The sequence below is a fragment of the Vallitalea guaymasensis genome, from assembly GCF_018141425.1.
GTDB classification, from domain to species: domain Bacteria; phylum Bacillota; class Clostridia; order Lachnospirales; family Vallitaleaceae; genus Vallitalea; species Vallitalea guaymasensis.
On record NZ_CP058561.1, the window covers coordinates 3,538,887 to 3,556,745 of the forward strand.

The following is a 17,859-nucleotide window of genomic DNA, read 5'->3' on the forward strand; positions in this document are numbered from 1 at the left end:
TTTTGTTGAAAAACTCTATTTTCATGGTATAATAAAAAGTGTTATATAAAACAATAGTAGAATATAGTTTCTTTACATTTATTTCTATTTTTGTTATAATAACAGGGATGTGTGTTTGTCGAAATTGATAAAATATTAACAAAAAATATAGACTATATTTGGAGCGGATTTATGAAATTATACTATGATTTTCATATTCATACAGCTCTTTCGCCTTGCGGAGAAGATAGCATGACACCTAATAACATTGTGAACATGTCTTTGATTAATGAATTAGATGCCATAGCTATAACTGACCATAATTCTGCAGAAAATGTCGAAGCAGTAATTAAAGTAGCTAAGGGGAAAGATATTATTGTTGTTCCAGGAATTGAGATAGAAACAAAAGAAGAAATACATGTGGTAGGATTGTTCCCTGACATTGAGAGTGTATACAATGTTCAAAGCAAACTATATAGTAAATTACCTTATATCAAGAATAAATCTACTGTTTTTGGACATCAATATGTTTTGGATGAGAATGATGACATTATAAAAGAACTGGACAAACTTCTACTAACATCTGTGGCAATGTCATTAAACGAAGTTATAGATTTGATACATGACAACAATGGAATAGCAATACCTGCTCACATTGATAGACCAAGTTATAGTATATTAGCTAATATAGGATTTATACCAGACGATTTGAATACTTCTATACTCGAGATTTCTAGATTTTCTAACTTAGATACTTATAGACAAAAATACAAAGACTATCATATAATACAATCTTCAGATGCTCATGAATTAGGGTATATTGGAATTAAAAAAAATTCATTAGAAGTTAATGAAAAAAATATAGAATCAATATTTAACGCACTCAAACAATATGAATAGATAAGAAAATAATTTGAACTAATTTTATAAAGTGAATTGTTAACAATAATTAATATTATTAAGGGAAAGTCGTAGTACTTATAAATATTCATTAATGGTTGTAATAATAACAATTCCAGTTCAATTTATATATATACTAATGTGTTGGATTGATGTATTTTCTAATGTTATTAATTAAACACATTATTGCATATTTAAACATGAGAATTTTAATAGACTTTCCTTTTTAAGTTTAATAAGCATTATACTTTATTAAATAAGGTTAAATATCCCTACCATTTTGTTATCTTAATTGAAGAATACTTGAATACTTGTAAAACTTGTAGAAAAAACATGATATTTATGATTTAACCCCATAAAATGGTAATAATGCAGCTTTTCGTGTTAAATATATAACTTTGGTTTATAATTAATAAATTAATATAATTTGTTAATCATTTACATTATATAATAAGGAGGTAAGCAAATGGCAGCTAATTCAGCATTAACAGATGAAAAGTTCCAAGAATTGGAGCAGTATATTGATGCAATGCCAACTACAAAAGGAGAACTAATACGTGTTTTACATAAAGCACAAGATATTTTTGGATATTTACCAGAAGAAGTTCAAAAATTTGTAGGAAAAAAATTAAAAATATCAACAGCAAAAGTATTTGGAGTAGTTACATTCTATTCTTATTTCACAATGATTCCAAAAGGTGAATTTAACATTTCAATATGTATGGGTACAGCTTGTTATGTTAGAGGTGCTGAAGATGTTTTGAACGAACTAAAAAAAGAATTAGATATTGAAGTTGGTGAAACAACACCAGATGGTAAATTTTCACTACAATCACTCCGTTGTGTAGGGGCTTGTGGACTTGCTCCAGTTGTTATGGTTGAAGATAAAGTCTATGGTCGTGTAACACCAGATATGGTCAAAGATATTCTTGCAGAATACAAATAATTGTATTTTAAAAAGGAGGAAAAAAAATGGCAAAGATTAAATCTTTTGATGAACTTAAAAAAATCAAGGAAAAAGTTCAATCAAATGTAGAATTAAGAGAAAAAGGCGAAAACATTGATAATTTAATACAAATAAAAGTTGCTATGGCTACATGTGGTATTGCATCTGGTGCTAGAGAAGTAATGAATTTCCTAATTGATGAATTAGCAAAAGAAGGCATTAACAACGTAGTTGTAACACAAACTGGTTGTATGGGATATTGTTATGCAGAACCAACAATTGAATTAACTATGCCAAATAGTGAACCAGTTGTATATGGTGATGTAACAATAGAAAGAGCAAAAGAGGTTATTGAAAAACATATTAAAAATGGCGAGTTAATTGATGGAATAATCCCTGTAACTCATAAAACTATTGAATAAAAAAAGTTAGGAGGCTTAAAAGATGTCTAACTATAAAATGCATATATTGGTTTGCGGAGGTACAGGATGTATATCTGCAAAATCCGAGGAAATAGTTGATAATCTAAAGGAACAACTAAAAATCAACAACATGGACAGCGAGGTTAAAGTACTAAAAACTGGTTGTTTTGGTTTCTGTGAAAAAGGTCCAGTTGTAAAAATATTGCCAGATAATACATTCTATGTTCAAGTACAACCAGAAGATGCTGAAGAGATCGTAAAAGAGCATATTGTAAAAGGTAGAAAAGTAGGAAGATTATTATTTGAAGATCCTGAAACACAAGCAAAAGTTAGTGATTCTAAGAATATGGATTTCTATAAAAAACAAATGCGTATTGCACTTAGAAACTGTGGATTTATAGATCCAAGTAATATTGATGAATATATTGCACGTGATGGATATCACGCTTTAGGTAAAGTATTAACTGAAATGACTCCTAGCGATGTAATCAATGTTGTTAAAGAGTCAGGACTTAGAGGCCGTGGAGGCGGAGGATTCCCTACAGGCTTAAAATGGGAATTTGCTAGTAAATATGAAGCAGATCAAAAATATGTAGTATGTAATGCTGACGAGGGGGACCCAGGTGCATTCATGGACCGTTCTATCTTAGAAGGAGACCCACACAGTATTGTTGAGGCTATGTCTATTTGTGGTTACTCAATTGGAGCGACTAAAGGTAAAGTTTATATTCGTGCAGAATATCCACTTGCAATTAAGAGATTACAAAAAGCTATTGATGATGCTAGAGAAGCAGGATTATTAGGTACTGATATAATGGGTACTGGATTTGAATTTGATATAGAACTTACATATGGGGCGGGAGCATTCGTATGTGGTGAAGAAACAGCACTTATACATTCTATGGAAGGTCAACGTGGAGAACCAACTACTAAACCACCATTTCCAGCAGAATCTGGATATTGGGGCAAACCAACAAATGTTAATAATGTAGAAACATTTGCTAATATCCCAGTTATCATATTAAAAGGTGCAGATTGGTTTAATAAGATCGGTACAGAAAAATCAAAAGGAACAAAAGTATTTGCCTTAGCAGGTAAAATTAATAACGTTGGACTTATTGAAGTTCCTATGGGAACAACTCTAAGAGAAGTTATCTATGATATTGGTGGAGGAATCAAGAACGGTAAGAAGTTCAAGGCTGTTCAAACAGGTGGACCATCAGGTGGATGTTTAACAGAAAAAGACTTAGATACACCTATTGATTTCGATAACTTAATTGCCAAAGGATCAATGATGGGTTCAGGTGGTATGATTGTTATGGACGAAGATAACTGTATGCCAGCCGTAGCCAAATTCTATCTTGAGTTTACTGAAGAAGAATCTTGTGGTAAATGTACACCTTGTCGTGTAGGTACTAAGCGTTTATCTGAGTTATTAGAATTAATAACTTCTGGAAAAGGTACAATGGAGCATTTAGATGAGCTTAAGAGATTAAGCCGTGTAATTAAAGATACAGCTCTTTGTGGATTAGGACAAACAGCACCTAACCCAGTGTTATCTACATTGGATGTATTCTGGGATGAGTACGTAGCTCATGTAAAAGATAAAGAATGCCCAGCAGGTAACTGTAAGGATTTATTGAAATATTACATTCAAGAAGATAAATGTATTGGTTGTACAGCATGTTCAAGAGTCTGTCCAGTTGGTGCAATTACAGGAACTGTTAAAAACCCACATACTATCGACCAAGATAAATGTATCAAATGTGGTGCTTGTATGGATAAGTGTAAATTCGGAGCGATTATTAAGAAATAAATAAAAGTGAATTCTTTAGAATCTAGAAAAGGAGTGTAACCTAATGTCAGAGGTAAAAATTACTATTGATGGTAAAGAAGTACAGGTACCAAAAGGTAGTACTATATTAGATGCTGCTAAAAAGTTAGGCATTGATATTCCAACATTATGTCATTTAGACTTGCATGATACAAAAATGGTTAATAAAACAGCTTCATGTCGTATATGTGTAGTAGAAGTTGAAGGTAGAAGAAATCTAGCGCCATCATGTGCTACACCAGTAGTTGAAGGCATGGTTGTTAGAACAAATACAATAAGAGTATTAGAAGCTAGAAAAACAGTATTGGAACTATTATTATCAGATCATCCAAAGGATTGCTTGACTTGTGCAAAATCAGGTCGTTGTGATTTACAAGACTTAGCAGAAAAATTTGGAGTAAGAGAAGTAAGAGTAACTGGAAAAGCTCAATCAACATATAAACAAGATTATTCACCTGCAATTATTAGGGATATGGATAAATGTATTATGTGTAGAAGATGCGAAACTATGTGTAATGAAGTTCAAACTGTTGGTGCGTTATCTGGAATTAACAGAGGATTTGACGCAGTTGTATCTCCAGCATTTGAATCACCATTATCAGAAACAGTATGTACACACTGTGGTCAATGTGTTGCTGTATGTCCAGTTGGTGCTTTAACTGAAAATGATCATACATGGAAAGTTGTAGAAGCATTAGCTGATCCAGATAAATTTGTTGTAGTTCAAACAGCACCAGCTGTAAGAGTTGCAATAGGAGAAGAATTCGGTAAAGAGCCTGGTTCAATTGTTACAGGTCAAATGGTAACTGCATTAAGATCTTTAGGTTTTGATCGTGTATTCGATACAGATTTTGCTGCAGACTTAACCATTATGGAAGAAGGAACAGAATTATTAGGAAGACTTAATAGATTCTTAGCAGGAGACAAAGATGTTCCATTACCAATTTTAACATCTTGTTGTCCAGCATGGGTTAACTTTATTGAAAGTCAATTCCCAGAATTAATTGATATTCCATCATCAGCAAAATCACCACAACAAATGTTTGGTGCTGTTGCTAAATCTTTCTTAGCAGAAAAAATGAATATACCTAGAGAAAAAATGGTTGTTGTTTCAGTTATGCCATGTTTAGCTAAGAAATATGAAGCTGCTAGAGATGAGTTCAAAGTTGATGGTAATCCAGATGTGGATATATCTATTTCAACAAGAGAGTTAGCTCATTTAATCAAGAGAGCTAATCTTAACTTATTAGAATTAGAAGAATCAGAATTTGACAATCCTTTAGGAGAATCAACTGGTGCTGCTGTTATCTTTGGTTCAACTGGTGGTGTTATTGAAGCTGCAACAAGAACAGCTTACGAAATCCATACTGGTAAAACATTAGATAAAGTAGATTTTGAAGAGTTAAGAGGATTTGATGGTGTAAGAGTAGCATCTGTACAAATGGATGAATTTACACTTAATATTGGTATTGCTCATGGACTTGGTAATGCTAGAAAATTATTAGAAGAAATTGAAGGCGGTAATCCTAGAAACTTACACGCTATCGAAATTATGGCATGTCCTGGTGGATGTATTGGTGGTGGAGGTCAACCTTACCATCACGGTAACTCAGATATTCTTAAAAAACGTATGGCTGCAATTTATGAAGTTGACAAAAATATGCCTTTAAGAAAATCTCATGAAAATCCATCAATCACTGCATTATACGAGCAATATCTTGGAGAACCAATGAGTGAATTATCTCATAAGTTACTTCATACTCATTACTCTGTAAAAGATAGAGTTTAATAATAATTGAATTGATATAAAGTTAAAATGGTTTCTGTATTAATAATGCAGAAGCCATTTTTACAATTATTGAATTATAATTAAGACAAATTTTCATATTGAAGAAAATTTTTTGCTTAAATTTATTTTTTGCTAGAAAAATTGTCAGATAACTCCTTGTTAACATAAAATATTACTGTTGATAAGTATCCACATTTTTTAGATAAAAATTGATACGATATTAGGTTATTCACAGAGTTATACACACTATCCACAGATATTATGATATTTATGGGATGAAAAAAGATAATTATCCACATAAAAAAAGATAAATCTCTTTTATTTAGCAGAAAATTACGAATAGGAATAAATATAAATTTATATCAATTTAAAGGATTTATTGATTGAATATCGAATATAATAATATAGACTATTATATATAAAAGTCTATGATATTTCGGAAGGAGTTGGTAGTATGCGCTACATCATAAGTGGAAAAAACATAGAAATAACCAAAGCATTAAGGGAAGCAACTATCGATAAGTTGAGCAAAATGGATAAGTATTTCAATCCAGATAACGAAGCTCAAATAACAATGAGTGTTCAAAAATTAAGGCATATAATAGAGGTGACGATTCCGATTAAAGGCAGTATCATCAGAGCAGAAGAATCAGCTGAAAATATGTATACTGCTATAGATAAAGTGGTTGATGTGTTAGAAAGACAACTTTTAAAACATAAAAACAAATTAATATCTAGACATCATAGTGTTGGAACTTTTAAAAATGACTTTGTTAATGAAACTATGGAAGAAGACTTTGATGATAAAAAAATTGAGATAGTAAGAACTAAACGCTTTGCAATGAAACCTATGGATATTGAAGAAGCATGTTTACAAATGGATTTATTAGGCCATGACTTTTTTGTATTCATGAACAGTGACACAGAAGAAGTTAATGTAGTATATAAAAGAAAAAAAGGTGCTTATGGTTTAATTGAACCAACACTGTAAATAAAAATAAAAAATAAAAATGGAACCTGAAAAGGTTCCTTTTTTAATGTCATTAACTTGGTGATTGAATAGCTTTATAATAGTTAGAAAGGATATCAAAGGGTAAATATATACTAATATTGTTTTTTAGATATAGATATAAGAAAGTCAATATTAAAAACCTCACTATTCCATAGTATAGTAAGATATACAAGCTTGGTTTTTCAGATGATTATCTGAGAAAATAAGTATTTTACAAATAGGAGGTATTTTATGAAAAAAATAACACTAGCACTTATCACAATGTCACTATTAATCATTGTACCATTCTGTTTAAAGGTAAAAGCTTCTAATGAAATGATTAATGTATTAGACGATTTTAAGATAATTTCATATAAAGAAGATATCAATATTATAATCGATGATGATTTTATTGTCAGTGGAGAAACGGTTATTAATGATCTAAAAAAAGCCAATCCTAATAACAAACATCCACGAATACTCATCAATCAAGAAAAAATCAATGAGATAAAAGCCGCTAGAAGTAGCAATGAAAGAGTAAATAAATGGGCTCAAGCAGTAATTGAACAGGCAGATGAAATATTAGGTAAGCCTGTATCAAAATATGAAATACCTGACGGTAGAAGATTGAATGCGGCTAAAGATATTAAGAAATATATCGAAATTACAGGAATGGCTTATTTGTTAACAGACAAACAAGTTTATTTAGAACGCGCAATACAAGAGATTAATGCTGCTATTAGCTTTCAAGATTGGAATGATAATAGAGAATTTTTGAATACAGCGACTATCATGTCAGCTATGGCAATAGCATATGATTGGTTTTATGATGATCTAGATGATGAATTAAAGACAAACATGAGAAAAGCTATCATTGAAAAAGGATTAAATAAAGGAATTGAACAAATCAATAACGGAGCATGGTGGTCTGTGAAGAAAGAACTGGACAGTAACTGGAATGCAGTCTGCAATTCAGGAATTATCATGTCAGCACTGGCTATTGGTGATGAAGAATCTGATGTTAGTGGTAAAGCGTTGGAGAGAGCAATCACTTCCTTTGGTAAGGGTATTATTACAGAGTATGGTCCAGATGGTGCATGGGGGGAAGGTCCCACCTATTGGCAATACGCCTTGGAATATATAGCACTTGGTTTAGGAACACTCAATTCAGCTCTTGGACAGGATTATGATATATCAAAAGTAGATGGTCTTGATAAAACTGCTCATTATATCGCTCATGTGTCAGGTCCAAAAGGTATATTCAATTACGGTGATTCTCCAAGTGGTTCTCTAAAACTTAGAGTACCAGAGTTATTTTATCTAGGCAAATTATTGAATGATGATAGTATAACCAAATTAGGACTTAAAATGCTTGATGATTCTAAGAAAAATGGGGGTGTATATGATTTAATTTGGTACAATACTTCTGTAACATCTAAGAAATTGGATTTACCCTTAGACGCTAAGTTTAGAGATCCAGATTTAGCATTGATGAGAGGTTCATGGATAGACCCACTTAGTACATATATAGGATTTAAAGCTGGAAAAGCTTATATGAGTCACGGACATATGGATAGTGGTAATTTTGTATTTCACGCTAATGGTGAACAATGGGCTATTGACATAGGTACTGATAATTATGTACCAGGCTATTTCAATTATGATAAAGACAGGTATCATTTCTACAGAACAAGACCTGATGGACATAACACCTTTGTCATTAACCCTGATAAACAATATCAACAAGATTATAAAGCAAACAACGAGATAACAACATCCAAATCCAATAAAAATGGTGCATATGCTATTGCAGATTTAACACCAGCATATAGCCGACATGTTAATTCAGCAAAAAGAGGAGTCATGCTTACGTCATTTAGAGAAACCATGATTGTACAAGACCAAATTACCATGAAAGCACCATCGGATTATTATTGGTTCATGCATACTGAAGCTAATATTAATATTCAAAAGGATGGAAAAGAGGCTATATTAACAAAAAATGGTAAGCAATTATTAGTAAAAATAATACATGGTGAAGGTACATTTACTGAAATGGAAGCAGTACCATTAGAAGGTACACCTAATCCATTAGGAGATACCAATAAACTCAAGGCAAACACAGGAATTAAAAAACTAGTTGTGAAACTGGGAAATGTATCCAATGTGGACTTGGCTATTGCATTGGTACCCCTCTATAGTGATGCGGATAGAGACAAAATACCTGAATATAAAGCATTAGATCAATGGCAGCTTACAGAAGGTGACATGGAAAAACCATTATTAACAGGTATCTATATAAATGGTAAACTTCTTGATGGGTTTAATAATCAGGTAAGAAGTTATACATATACCATACCATATGGAACGACGGATGTACCAATTATTACAGGGAAAGCTTCAGAAGGATTTGATGTTGAAGTTGCTCAGGCTACAGATAATATCGTTACCCCAGTTGAGATTAAGGTTACTGATAAAAACAATAGTAAAAGTAGAACTCATTACACAGTTCTCCTTACAACAGAATCTCTAGAGCAATTACCAAAAGGAGCTGAAGAAGTAAAAATAGTAGAAGCAACAGCAAGTGCCCATCAAGATCCTAACAAACCACAGAACACACTGGATAATGATTTTAATACAAGGTGGTCAGCTCAAGGTAAACAATGGATACAATTTGATCTTGGAGTTGTTACAAAAATTAATGTGGTGGGAATATCTTTTTCAAAAGGTAATGTTAGAGCAAGCTTATTTGATATTGAAGTATCCAAAGATGGTACTAACTGGAAGAAGATTCTTAATGGGAAAAGTAGAGGAACCAGCTTGGACTTTGAATACTTTACATTCTTAGCTGAGGAAGCAAGATATGTACGTGTAAATGGAAAAGGTAATACAAGTAATGATTGGAACAGCTATACAGGTGTAAAAATATATAAATATAAGAAATGAACCATAGATATAAGATAATGGGTATTTAAATACAGTGCCTCTTAATGGTATGTTCAATATATATAATTTCAGTAAATAATAGATATTATACATAATGAAAAGGTGGCACAGTAAATGAGACATTATGATCAAAATCAAATAAGAGAAAGCTTTAAAGAAATAAACAAAAAAAATATAGCATGTAGAAAAAGAAATTTGAAATATTTACAAAAAGAGTATCCCGATATTTATGTAGGACTTATAGATAGAGCTAATAAATATCGGGATGGATATATACTACTTCCTGGAACCGGTGGAGATTATATTCATATTGGAAATCCTCCTAACTGGTTTGATAACATTGTCAATGACAACGAATATATATGGCAACTGAATCGTATGAAACATTGGTTCACGTTAATAGATGCTTATATTATCCTTGAAGATGAAACGTACATAACAAAAGTTATAAACGATATGGACAATTGGCTAAAGGTGTGTACTCCACCTGAATCATATGATACCCACTTATATAATAAGGTAGACCCATGGAGGATACTTGAGGTAGGAATTAGAATGCAAGAGGCATGGGGGTACTTTGTTGAAATGCTTATTAGTTCACAGGTTATTACGGATAAGCTTCTAGAAAAACTAATTGAATCTATACATAGACATGGTGAAATACTATATAGGGTAAGTCCCAAGAAACATCCTGGGGCAGCAACTAACCATTATATAATGGAAATGTTAGGCTTACTATGGGTTGGGAATACATTTAAACAATTTGAAGAAGCAGATGAATGGAAAGCTTTTGCTATCTCTGAATTAGAAAGATGTAGCAAAGCTCAATTAACAATTGATGGAGCTCATGTAGAAGGATGTCCTATGTATCATAATGGAGCTGTTAAATGGTTTTCTACAGGGGTTATTTTTGCCGGTGGTACCAATCATTTTTCAACAGATTATGTAGACCGACTAAGAAAGAGTCTATGTTATAGCATTTATTCTTTTAGACCAACCGGTACAACTGTTCCTTGGGGTGATTCAAGAGCTAACACTGCTGCAGTTTTAGGTGCTTTATATGGGTACATTGTATTTAACCATGTGGGATACTTATTAAGCATTAGAAAATTTATTTCAATTAATGAGATAGCTGACTTATTGGTCAATCATCTAAGATACATTAATGATATCGAAAAATTGTTGATGGAAATCGAAGAGGCAAGTAAAGATTATACGTTACAAATGGATAATCTCAACTGGCAAAGAGATATCAATCAAGTCATGTACCGAACAGGTTGGGACAAGTCAGATTTGAGTATTTTCTTTGCTTGTAATGCACCAATAGTTAGTAATCATGCTCATATGGATTTAATGGGATTCGATTTAACATGCAATAATAGACCATTAGTTGTTGACCCAGGTGTTTTTACCTATAGAGATTGCAATGAAAGATATACATTTAAAAGTTCACAGTGGCACAATACTTTAACAATCAATAATAAAGATAACTTTAAATATTTAACTTCATTCAGCTATGAAAAACAAAAGGCAGGGTATGTAATAAATACTGATGCCCATGAAAAATTATGGTATGTGGTTGCTCGTCATCATAATTATGAGCCTATTATTCATACTCGATTGATGAGTCTTGTTGATAAAAAAATCATTGTTATCTTAGATAAGGTAGAACATCTTAACCCTGAAGATACAGTACAATTACATTATCATTTGGATTCTACAAAGATTAAAGAACAAAAAGGTGTTGTCTATACCGATCAAAGTGATTCTAATATTAGTATATATTATGATGAAAATAATTTTAAAAGGGAATTAATCAAAGGAGCTATTTCAGATGAAATCGACTGTCTTAGGGAATCAACTCTATTACAACTCAATAGTACTAATCCCTTAGTTGGAGAAACTATTTTCCATACTGTCATGATACCTAAGGTATCATCAGAGTTATCAAATGTTCATGTAAATATTAAACAAGACAATAGCCGAATTATGTGTATAATAGAAGTTGACGATTCTGTTTATACTTTAATATGGAAAGATAATAAATGCTCAATTGACATGTAACTATTATTATCATCAAGGGAGAGAATGTCTGATGACTAGAAAAATTACTTTTAAAAAAGGTAATAAAGCTCAGTATAAAAGAAAGATTCTATACGCTTATTTATTTTTAATTATGATTTATACTATTATTGTTATTGTTTTACATAGTGTACAAGAACTAAATCAATCTAGGGTACAGACAGATATGAGAAATAATTTTTACTTTAATAAAATTACCGATGATATCGACTATAAGATTAATACGTTATTCAATGTTGCACGAAGCCTGCCTTCAAATGAATTTGTAAGACAATACAGTGAAGAAGGTCAAAATTATTATGCTATAACAAAGGTTTGTCAAAAATTAGGCGAAGAACTGGATGTCTTCACTAATCTTAACAGTAAAATATACTTAAACAAAATAGGCGAAGACTTATTTATTATGCCAAATCAGACAGCTACATTGAAACGGATTTTTCCAAAAAGCAATCTAAGTAGTGAAGATTTAACTAATCTACATGATTATTTTGTGAATCAAAAAATATGGCAGAAAAAAGAGCCTATATATATTAGAAATAAGGAGCAGTTAATCTATATTTTTAATCTCAAAATTAATATGAAGAATGATTTATTATGCTTTTTGGTATTTGATAAAAAAGATATATTGCCAACTTTGAGTGAAGATGTAAAAGAAATATTTACCATATATGATGGGTCAGAATTGTTGAATTACAATAGCAATATTGTAACTGATGAAAAAGAACTATCTATCTTAGATAATAATAAGAAAGAATTTTATAAATACCAAAAAAAATCCAATACAGAATTGAGATGGAATTACGTATATTATGTAAACAAGAACCATAAATATATCAGCCCCATTTTTATATTTGGATATATTATTATTACTATTTTGGGAATTGTTTTAGCTGTTATATGGAGTAAGATAGTTTATAGACCTATTAAAAGGACAATATACTCAATAAAAGAGAATCCCCAGTTTGAAATAGAAGGTAATGAGTTTGATTTGATTACTACAGAAGTCAATCAAATGAAATTTGAAAAAAAATCTCTTGAACAGAAGGTTAAAGAGAATAATGAGATTGTAAGGAAGAGAAATATCAATAGGATTATTCATGGTTTATTCACAGAAGCAGACAGTAAACGACTAGATATAAGATTGAATATTAATACACAAGAACCTTGTTTATCAATTGTACTACAATTAAAGGAATTACTAAGTGATGACAGTAGAGTGATTAATATTCACAATATATATAATGAGTTGAATTATACACTGGATACAAATGATATGAAGGAAAAATTTGAATCCATTGAAATCAATGCTAATAGAATAGGACTTATTATTAATGAAGATAAGATAGACAAGATTTCAATTCTATTGAAAAACTTTATAATTGGTATTGAGGAACGTTGTGGCATGAATATCATTGCATCCTTTGGGAGTACAGTAACAGATGTATTTGAAATAGAACAGTCATATAAAACAGCAATAAAAATACTAGAATATCAATTTGCTTTTAATAAAATTATTATTACTGAAAGTGATATCAGTGGTTTTGATGACTCTTTCTATTATCCATTGGAAGTTGAACAAAATTTAATCAATCTATCCCTTGCAGGAAAGCAAGAGGAAGTATTGCAGGTCATGGATTATTTGTTAGAAGAGAACTTACAATTAAGAACCTTAAGTGCAGATGTACTGTCCCAATTTATTTTTGCTGTAGCTGGTACACTTAACAGGGTTATATCAAAGGTATCAGGCATTGATAATAAATTCAAAGAGGATATAAAATACGCTTATCTGGAACTTAAGATGTGTAATACAAAACAACAATTGGGAAACAAAATAAAAGAGATATTCATGGAAACTCTTGAATGCATTAAGAAGAATAATGTTATAGAAGAGTTCAAGCATATTGATAATATAATAGATTATATCAATTTGAACTTTCATAAAGATTTATCTTTAACAGATCTAGCAGAAAAGTTCAACCTCTCTGCAGGGTATGTGGGTATAATCTTCAAGAAAAGTCAAGGTATCAATTTTAAGGACTACATCAATACTCTAAAAGTTAGAAAAGCCAAGGAAATAATGAATAGCAATAGAGAAATAAAGATTAAAGACCTGTCAAATGACTTAGGGTTCAATTCAACCAATACATTTATTAGAATCTTCAAGAAGTACGAAGGAGTATCTCCGGGAACATACAAAGATACATTGAAGTAGACTCCAATTCAAGGAGTCTTTTCTTATATATATTAACAAAATCTAATATGATAATGAACACAAGGTAGTAGTGTTGATATTGAGTGTGAATATAATATTTTGAGGATTTATTTTAATGCTTACCTTTGATAGGATGAGGATAACATCAAGAGAGAAGGGAGGCTGGAAAAAAGTGAGTAACATCAAAATAAGTTCAACTAATAAAACTACTAAAATCAAAAAGAAAAATAAACATAATAATTATTTTTGTGAACTAAAGAAAGATATTCTTAGAGATAAATACTTATATATTTTAATTATACCATGTTTATTATTTTATTTCTTTTTTGCCTACAAACCACTATATGGACTACAAATAGCTTTTAAAGATTATTCATTATTCAAAGGTATAGAAGGTAGTCCGTGGGTTGGTTTAGATAATTTTATTACGTTTTTTAAGTCACCATATGTTTTTAGACTTATCAAAAATACATTGTTGATCAATCTATATGGTTTGGTTATTGGATTTCCTATACCTATTATTTTAGCCCTTTTATTTAATGAAGTCAGAAATAAGAAATTCAAACGTACAGCTCAAACAATAAGTTATCTACCACACTTTGTTTCAACAGTAATCGTTGCAGGCTTGGTTGTTAACTTTTTAGCACCTAGTGGTTTGATAAATAACATTATTGCTGCATTGGGTGGAAATAGAACCTATTTCTTGACTCAACCAGAATACTTCAGAGGTATTTTTACTGGTATGAATGTATGGAAAGAATCAGGGTTCGGAGCTGTAATCTATATTGCAGCATTAGCATCCATTGATCCCCAGTTATATGAAGCTGCAGTTGTTGATGGTGCCAATCGATGGAAACAAACACTTCATGTTACTATTCCGGGTATTTTACCAACAATCACAATTATGCTGATTTTACGTATTGGTAAAATGTTATCCGTTGGTTTTGAATCAGTGTTGTTGTTACAACAACCAGCTACATATGAAACATCAGATGTAATTAGTACTTATGTCTATAGACTTGCAATAGAAAAAGGAACATACGATGTAGCAGCTGCTGTAGATTTATTTAATGCAATTATTGCACTTATATTAGTTTTTGCAGCTAATAAAATTTCTAAGAAGTTCTCAGAGACATCATTATGGTAAAGGGAGGGAAGTATGATGGGAAATTTCAAAAGAAATATTTTTGATTATATCATTTATGTTATTATCATCTTAGTATGTATTTTATGTCTATATCCATTCATTTACGTATTATCATCTTCACTCTCCTCACCAGATGCAGTAGCATCAGCTAAGGTTTGGTTTTTTCCTGTAGATTTTAATTTTGATGCATACAAAAAGATTTTTGAAGACCAACAAATATTGATTGGCTACGCCAATGCTTTTTACTATACGATTTTAGGAACACTAGTAAATATTATTTTAACCGTATCAGGTGCTTATCCTCTATCCAAAAGAAGATTAAGAGGAAGGAAATTAATGACAATATTAATTACCTTTACAATGTGGTTCAATGCTGGTATGATTCCTTTTTATCTTAACTTAAGAGATCTTAACTTATTAGATAAGAGAATCACATTAATTATAGCATTTGGTTGTTCAGCATTTTATGTAATACTTTTAAGAACTAACTTTCAATCAATACCAGAAGAGATTGAAGAATCTGCTAAGATTGATGGGGCAAATGATTTAACCATATTATTTAAGATCTTCTTACCTCTTGCAAAACCTGCAATAGCAACAGTAGGATTATATTATGCTGTAAGTAGATGGAATGGTTACTTTTGGGCAATGCTTATATTAAAAGATCCTAAAAAAATACCGTTACAAGTAATATTGAAGAAGATGATTGTTGAAATGGATATAGGTGAGGAAGCAATGCAAAGTGCTGATGCAATACTTTCTTTATCCAAAGAAACATTAATTTTTGCAACAATAATTATTGGTGTAATACCAATGTTGATTATTTATCCGTTCATCCAAAAATATTTCGAAAAAGGTTCAATGGTTGGTTCAGTAAAAGGATAATATATGAAATTAGCGGAGCTTTATCCGTATTTATAAGGAGGATATATTAATATGATGAAAAAAATGATGGTATTATTATTAGCGAGTATACTTATGGTTGGAACCTTGGGTGGTTGTCAGAAAGACTCAAAAACAGAGAATACTACACAAAAAGAGAATGAAAATGAAAAAGGGAACAAAACAAGCAAAGAAACAGAAAAACTAGAAGGACATCTTGTATCAAAAGATCCAGTAGAATTAAGTATACATTTACATTTAGGGAATAAAATATCTTTTAAAAATTCTTGGGAAGTATTTAAAAAAGCCGAGGAATTAACAAATGTAAAATTAAAAGGTACTGCTTCAGATTCTATTTCAGACAGTGCCCAAGCATTTAACACAATGCTTGCAAGTGGTGATTTATCAGATATACTGACTTACTCATTAGAGGATTTATCTAAATATGGTATGGAAGGTGCCTTAATACCTCTAAACGACTTAATAGAAGAACATGCACCAAATTTTAATAAGTATTTACAAGAAAATCCAGATGTAAGAAAAACTATTACTGCAGCAGATGGAAATATATACTCTATAGCATTTGTTCCAGATGGAGAAGCGGCAGCAGGTTATTTTATGCGTACAGATTGGTTAGAAAAATTAAACCTAGAAGTGCCAAAAACAGTTGATGATTATTACAATGTATTAAAAGCTTTTAAAGAAAGAGATCCAAATGGAAATAATAAAGCAGATGAAATCCCATTTATTGATAGAGGAAAAGGTGAAATAACAATTCGCTTAGTAACTTTATTTGGTGGACATACCTCTTTTTATTTAGACGGTGATACTGTAAAATATGGTCCTTCTGAAGAGGCATATAGAATTGGAATGGAAAACATAAGTAAATGGTATGCAGAAGGTCTTATTGATCCAGAAGCATTCACAAGAGGCTCAAAAGCCCGTAACATATTATTGGGTGATAATGTTGGTGGTGCTACACATGATTGGTTCGGTAGTACATCAACCTTTAATGACACATTAGCAGATAAAATCCAGGGATTCAAATTTGAACCAATTGCACCTCCTGCAGATATAAATGGTAAAGTTTGGGAATCTACAATTAGAAATAATGTTCCAAATAAAATAAAAGGTGCTTGGGGAATTTCTGTAAGCAATCCACATCCAGTTGAGACAATCAAATACTTTGATTTCTGGTGGTCAGAAGAAGGTAGACGTCTTATGAACTTTGGTATTGAAGGGGAGCAATATGATTTGGTAGATGGAAAACCTATTTTCAAAGAAAGTTTATTAAATAATGATGAACCTGTTATTTCATTATTGGAACAGATAGGAGCTCAAATCCAAATTGGTTTCCATCAAGATTTCGCTTATGAAGAGCAATGGATGAATCCAGTAGCTAAACAAGGAGCAAGAATGTATATTGATGGCAAATACTGTGAAAAGGCATTCCCATCATTAGTATTTACAAACGAAGAACAAGACCTATTAAATGAGAAGTTAACAGCAATAGATACACTGCAAAAAGAAGTAACCCAAAAATGGATTCTAAATGCTGAAGATGTTAACACTGGTTGGGACAAGTATATAAAAGCTATGAATAATCTAGGTCTTAAGGAAGTATTGGAAGTTTATCAAAATGCTTATGACCGTTACATGGCTCAATAAAACTGAATTAGATATGTAATTATATAGGGGCTGCATTAGCGGCCTCTATTAATCAATATAC

12 protein-coding genes are annotated in these 17,859 nt (G+C 31.2%); all 12 read left to right on the forward strand.

Annotation, left to right across the window (positions count from 1 at the left end; translation table 11 throughout):
• The first annotated feature begins 171 nt into the window (after positions 1 to 171).
• The 12 genes from HYG85_RS15155 (at position 172) to HYG85_RS15210 (ending at position 17,798) form a co-directional block, all read left to right on the forward strand.
• Complete coding sequence (locus HYG85_RS15155; RefSeq protein WP_212690375.1) at positions 172 to 879, forward strand: PHP domain-containing protein; 708 nt, start codon at positions 172 to 174, stop codon at positions 877 to 879.
• 466 nt (positions 880 to 1,345) lie between these two features.
• A complete protein-coding gene (gene nuoE, locus HYG85_RS15160; protein WP_212690376.1) occupies positions 1,346 to 1,825 on the forward strand; it encodes an NADH-quinone oxidoreductase subunit NuoE in 480 nt (159 codons plus the stop codon).
• A gap of 26 nt (positions 1,826 to 1,851) precedes the next feature.
• Positions 1,852 to 2,247, forward strand: a complete 396-nt coding sequence (locus tag HYG85_RS15165; protein WP_113673680.1) for a (2Fe-2S) ferredoxin domain-containing protein — start codon at positions 1,852 to 1,854, stop codon at positions 2,245 to 2,247.
• Positions 2,248 to 2,269: 22 nt separating this feature from the next.
• Positions 2,270 to 4,063, forward strand: a complete 1,794-nt coding sequence (locus tag HYG85_RS15170; RefSeq protein WP_113673681.1) for an NADH-ubiquinone oxidoreductase-F iron-sulfur binding region domain-containing protein — start codon at positions 2,270 to 2,272, stop codon at positions 4,061 to 4,063.
• A 43-nt stretch (positions 4,064 to 4,106) separates the two neighbouring features.
• Positions 4,107 to 5,870 (forward strand): NADH-dependent [FeFe] hydrogenase, group A6, encoded by a 1,764-nt coding sequence (locus tag HYG85_RS15175; protein ID WP_212690377.1) that lies wholly within the window; start codon positions 4,107 to 4,109, stop codon positions 5,868 to 5,870.
• A gap of 454 nt (positions 5,871 to 6,324) precedes the next feature.
• Positions 6,325 to 6,861 carry a ribosome hibernation-promoting factor, HPF/YfiA family gene (gene hpf / locus HYG85_RS15180; RefSeq protein WP_113673683.1) on the forward strand — a complete coding sequence of 179 codons (537 nt, stop codon included), beginning with the start codon at positions 6,325 to 6,327 and terminating at the stop codon, positions 6,859 to 6,861.
• A gap of 252 nt (positions 6,862 to 7,113) precedes the next feature.
• On the forward strand, positions 7,114 to 9,807 hold the full coding sequence (locus HYG85_RS15185; RefSeq protein WP_212690378.1) for a discoidin domain-containing protein: 2,694 nt from the start codon (positions 7,114 to 7,116) through the stop codon (positions 9,805 to 9,807).
• 114 nt (positions 9,808 to 9,921) lie between these two features.
• On the forward strand, positions 9,922 to 11,871 hold the full coding sequence (locus HYG85_RS15190; protein WP_212690379.1) for a heparinase II/III family protein: 1,950 nt from the start codon (positions 9,922 to 9,924) through the stop codon (positions 11,869 to 11,871).
• Positions 11,872 to 11,902: 31 nt separating this feature from the next.
• Positions 11,903 to 14,101, forward strand: a complete 2,199-nt coding sequence (locus HYG85_RS15195; RefSeq protein WP_212690380.1) for a helix-turn-helix transcriptional regulator — start codon at positions 11,903 to 11,905, stop codon at positions 14,099 to 14,101.
• Positions 14,102 to 14,273: 172 nt separating this feature from the next.
• A complete protein-coding gene (locus tag HYG85_RS15200; protein WP_244971206.1) occupies positions 14,274 to 15,248 on the forward strand; it encodes an ABC transporter permease in 975 nt (324 codons plus the stop codon).
• A gap of 15 nt (positions 15,249 to 15,263) precedes the next feature.
• On the forward strand, positions 15,264 to 16,133 hold the full coding sequence (locus HYG85_RS15205) for a carbohydrate ABC transporter permease (RefSeq protein WP_244971207.1): 870 nt from the start codon (positions 15,264 to 15,266) through the stop codon (positions 16,131 to 16,133).
• A gap of 51 nt (positions 16,134 to 16,184) precedes the next feature.
• The gene (locus tag HYG85_RS15210) at positions 16,185 to 17,798 is read left to right on the forward strand and encodes a type 2 periplasmic-binding domain-containing protein (RefSeq protein WP_212690382.1); all 1,614 of its coding nucleotides are present in this window, start codon (positions 16,185 to 16,187) and stop codon (positions 17,796 to 17,798) included.
• Positions 17,799 to 17,859: the final 61 nt, after the last annotated feature.

Bases quoted from the DNA above. Each gene is read 5' to 3' on its own strand.
- HYG85_RS15155 (WP_212690375.1), top strand. From the start codon at position 172: ATGAAATTATACTATGATTTTCATATTCATACAGCTCTTTCGCCTTGC.
- nuoE (WP_212690376.1), top strand. From the start codon at position 1,346: ATGGCAGCTAATTCAGCATTAACAGATGAAAAGTTCCAAGAATTGGAG.
- HYG85_RS15165 (WP_113673680.1), top strand. From the start codon at position 1,852: ATGGCAAAGATTAAATCTTTTGATGAACTTAAAAAAATCAAGGAAAAA.
- HYG85_RS15170 (WP_113673681.1), top strand. From the start codon at position 2,270: ATGTCTAACTATAAAATGCATATATTGGTTTGCGGAGGTACAGGATGT.
- HYG85_RS15175 (WP_212690377.1), top strand. From the start codon at position 4,107: ATGTCAGAGGTAAAAATTACTATTGATGGTAAAGAAGTACAGGTACCA.
- hpf (WP_113673683.1), top strand. From the start codon at position 6,325: ATGCGCTACATCATAAGTGGAAAAAACATAGAAATAACCAAAGCATTA.
- HYG85_RS15185 (WP_212690378.1), top strand. From the start codon at position 7,114: ATGAAAAAAATAACACTAGCACTTATCACAATGTCACTATTAATCATT.
- HYG85_RS15190 (WP_212690379.1), top strand. From the start codon at position 9,922: ATGAGACATTATGATCAAAATCAAATAAGAGAAAGCTTTAAAGAAATA.
- HYG85_RS15195 (WP_212690380.1), top strand. From the start codon at position 11,903: ATGACTAGAAAAATTACTTTTAAAAAAGGTAATAAAGCTCAGTATAAA.
- HYG85_RS15205 (WP_244971207.1), top strand. From the start codon at position 15,264: ATGGGAAATTTCAAAAGAAATATTTTTGATTATATCATTTATGTTATT.
- HYG85_RS15210 (WP_212690382.1), top strand. From the start codon at position 16,185: ATGATGAAAAAAATGATGGTATTATTATTAGCGAGTATACTTATGGTT.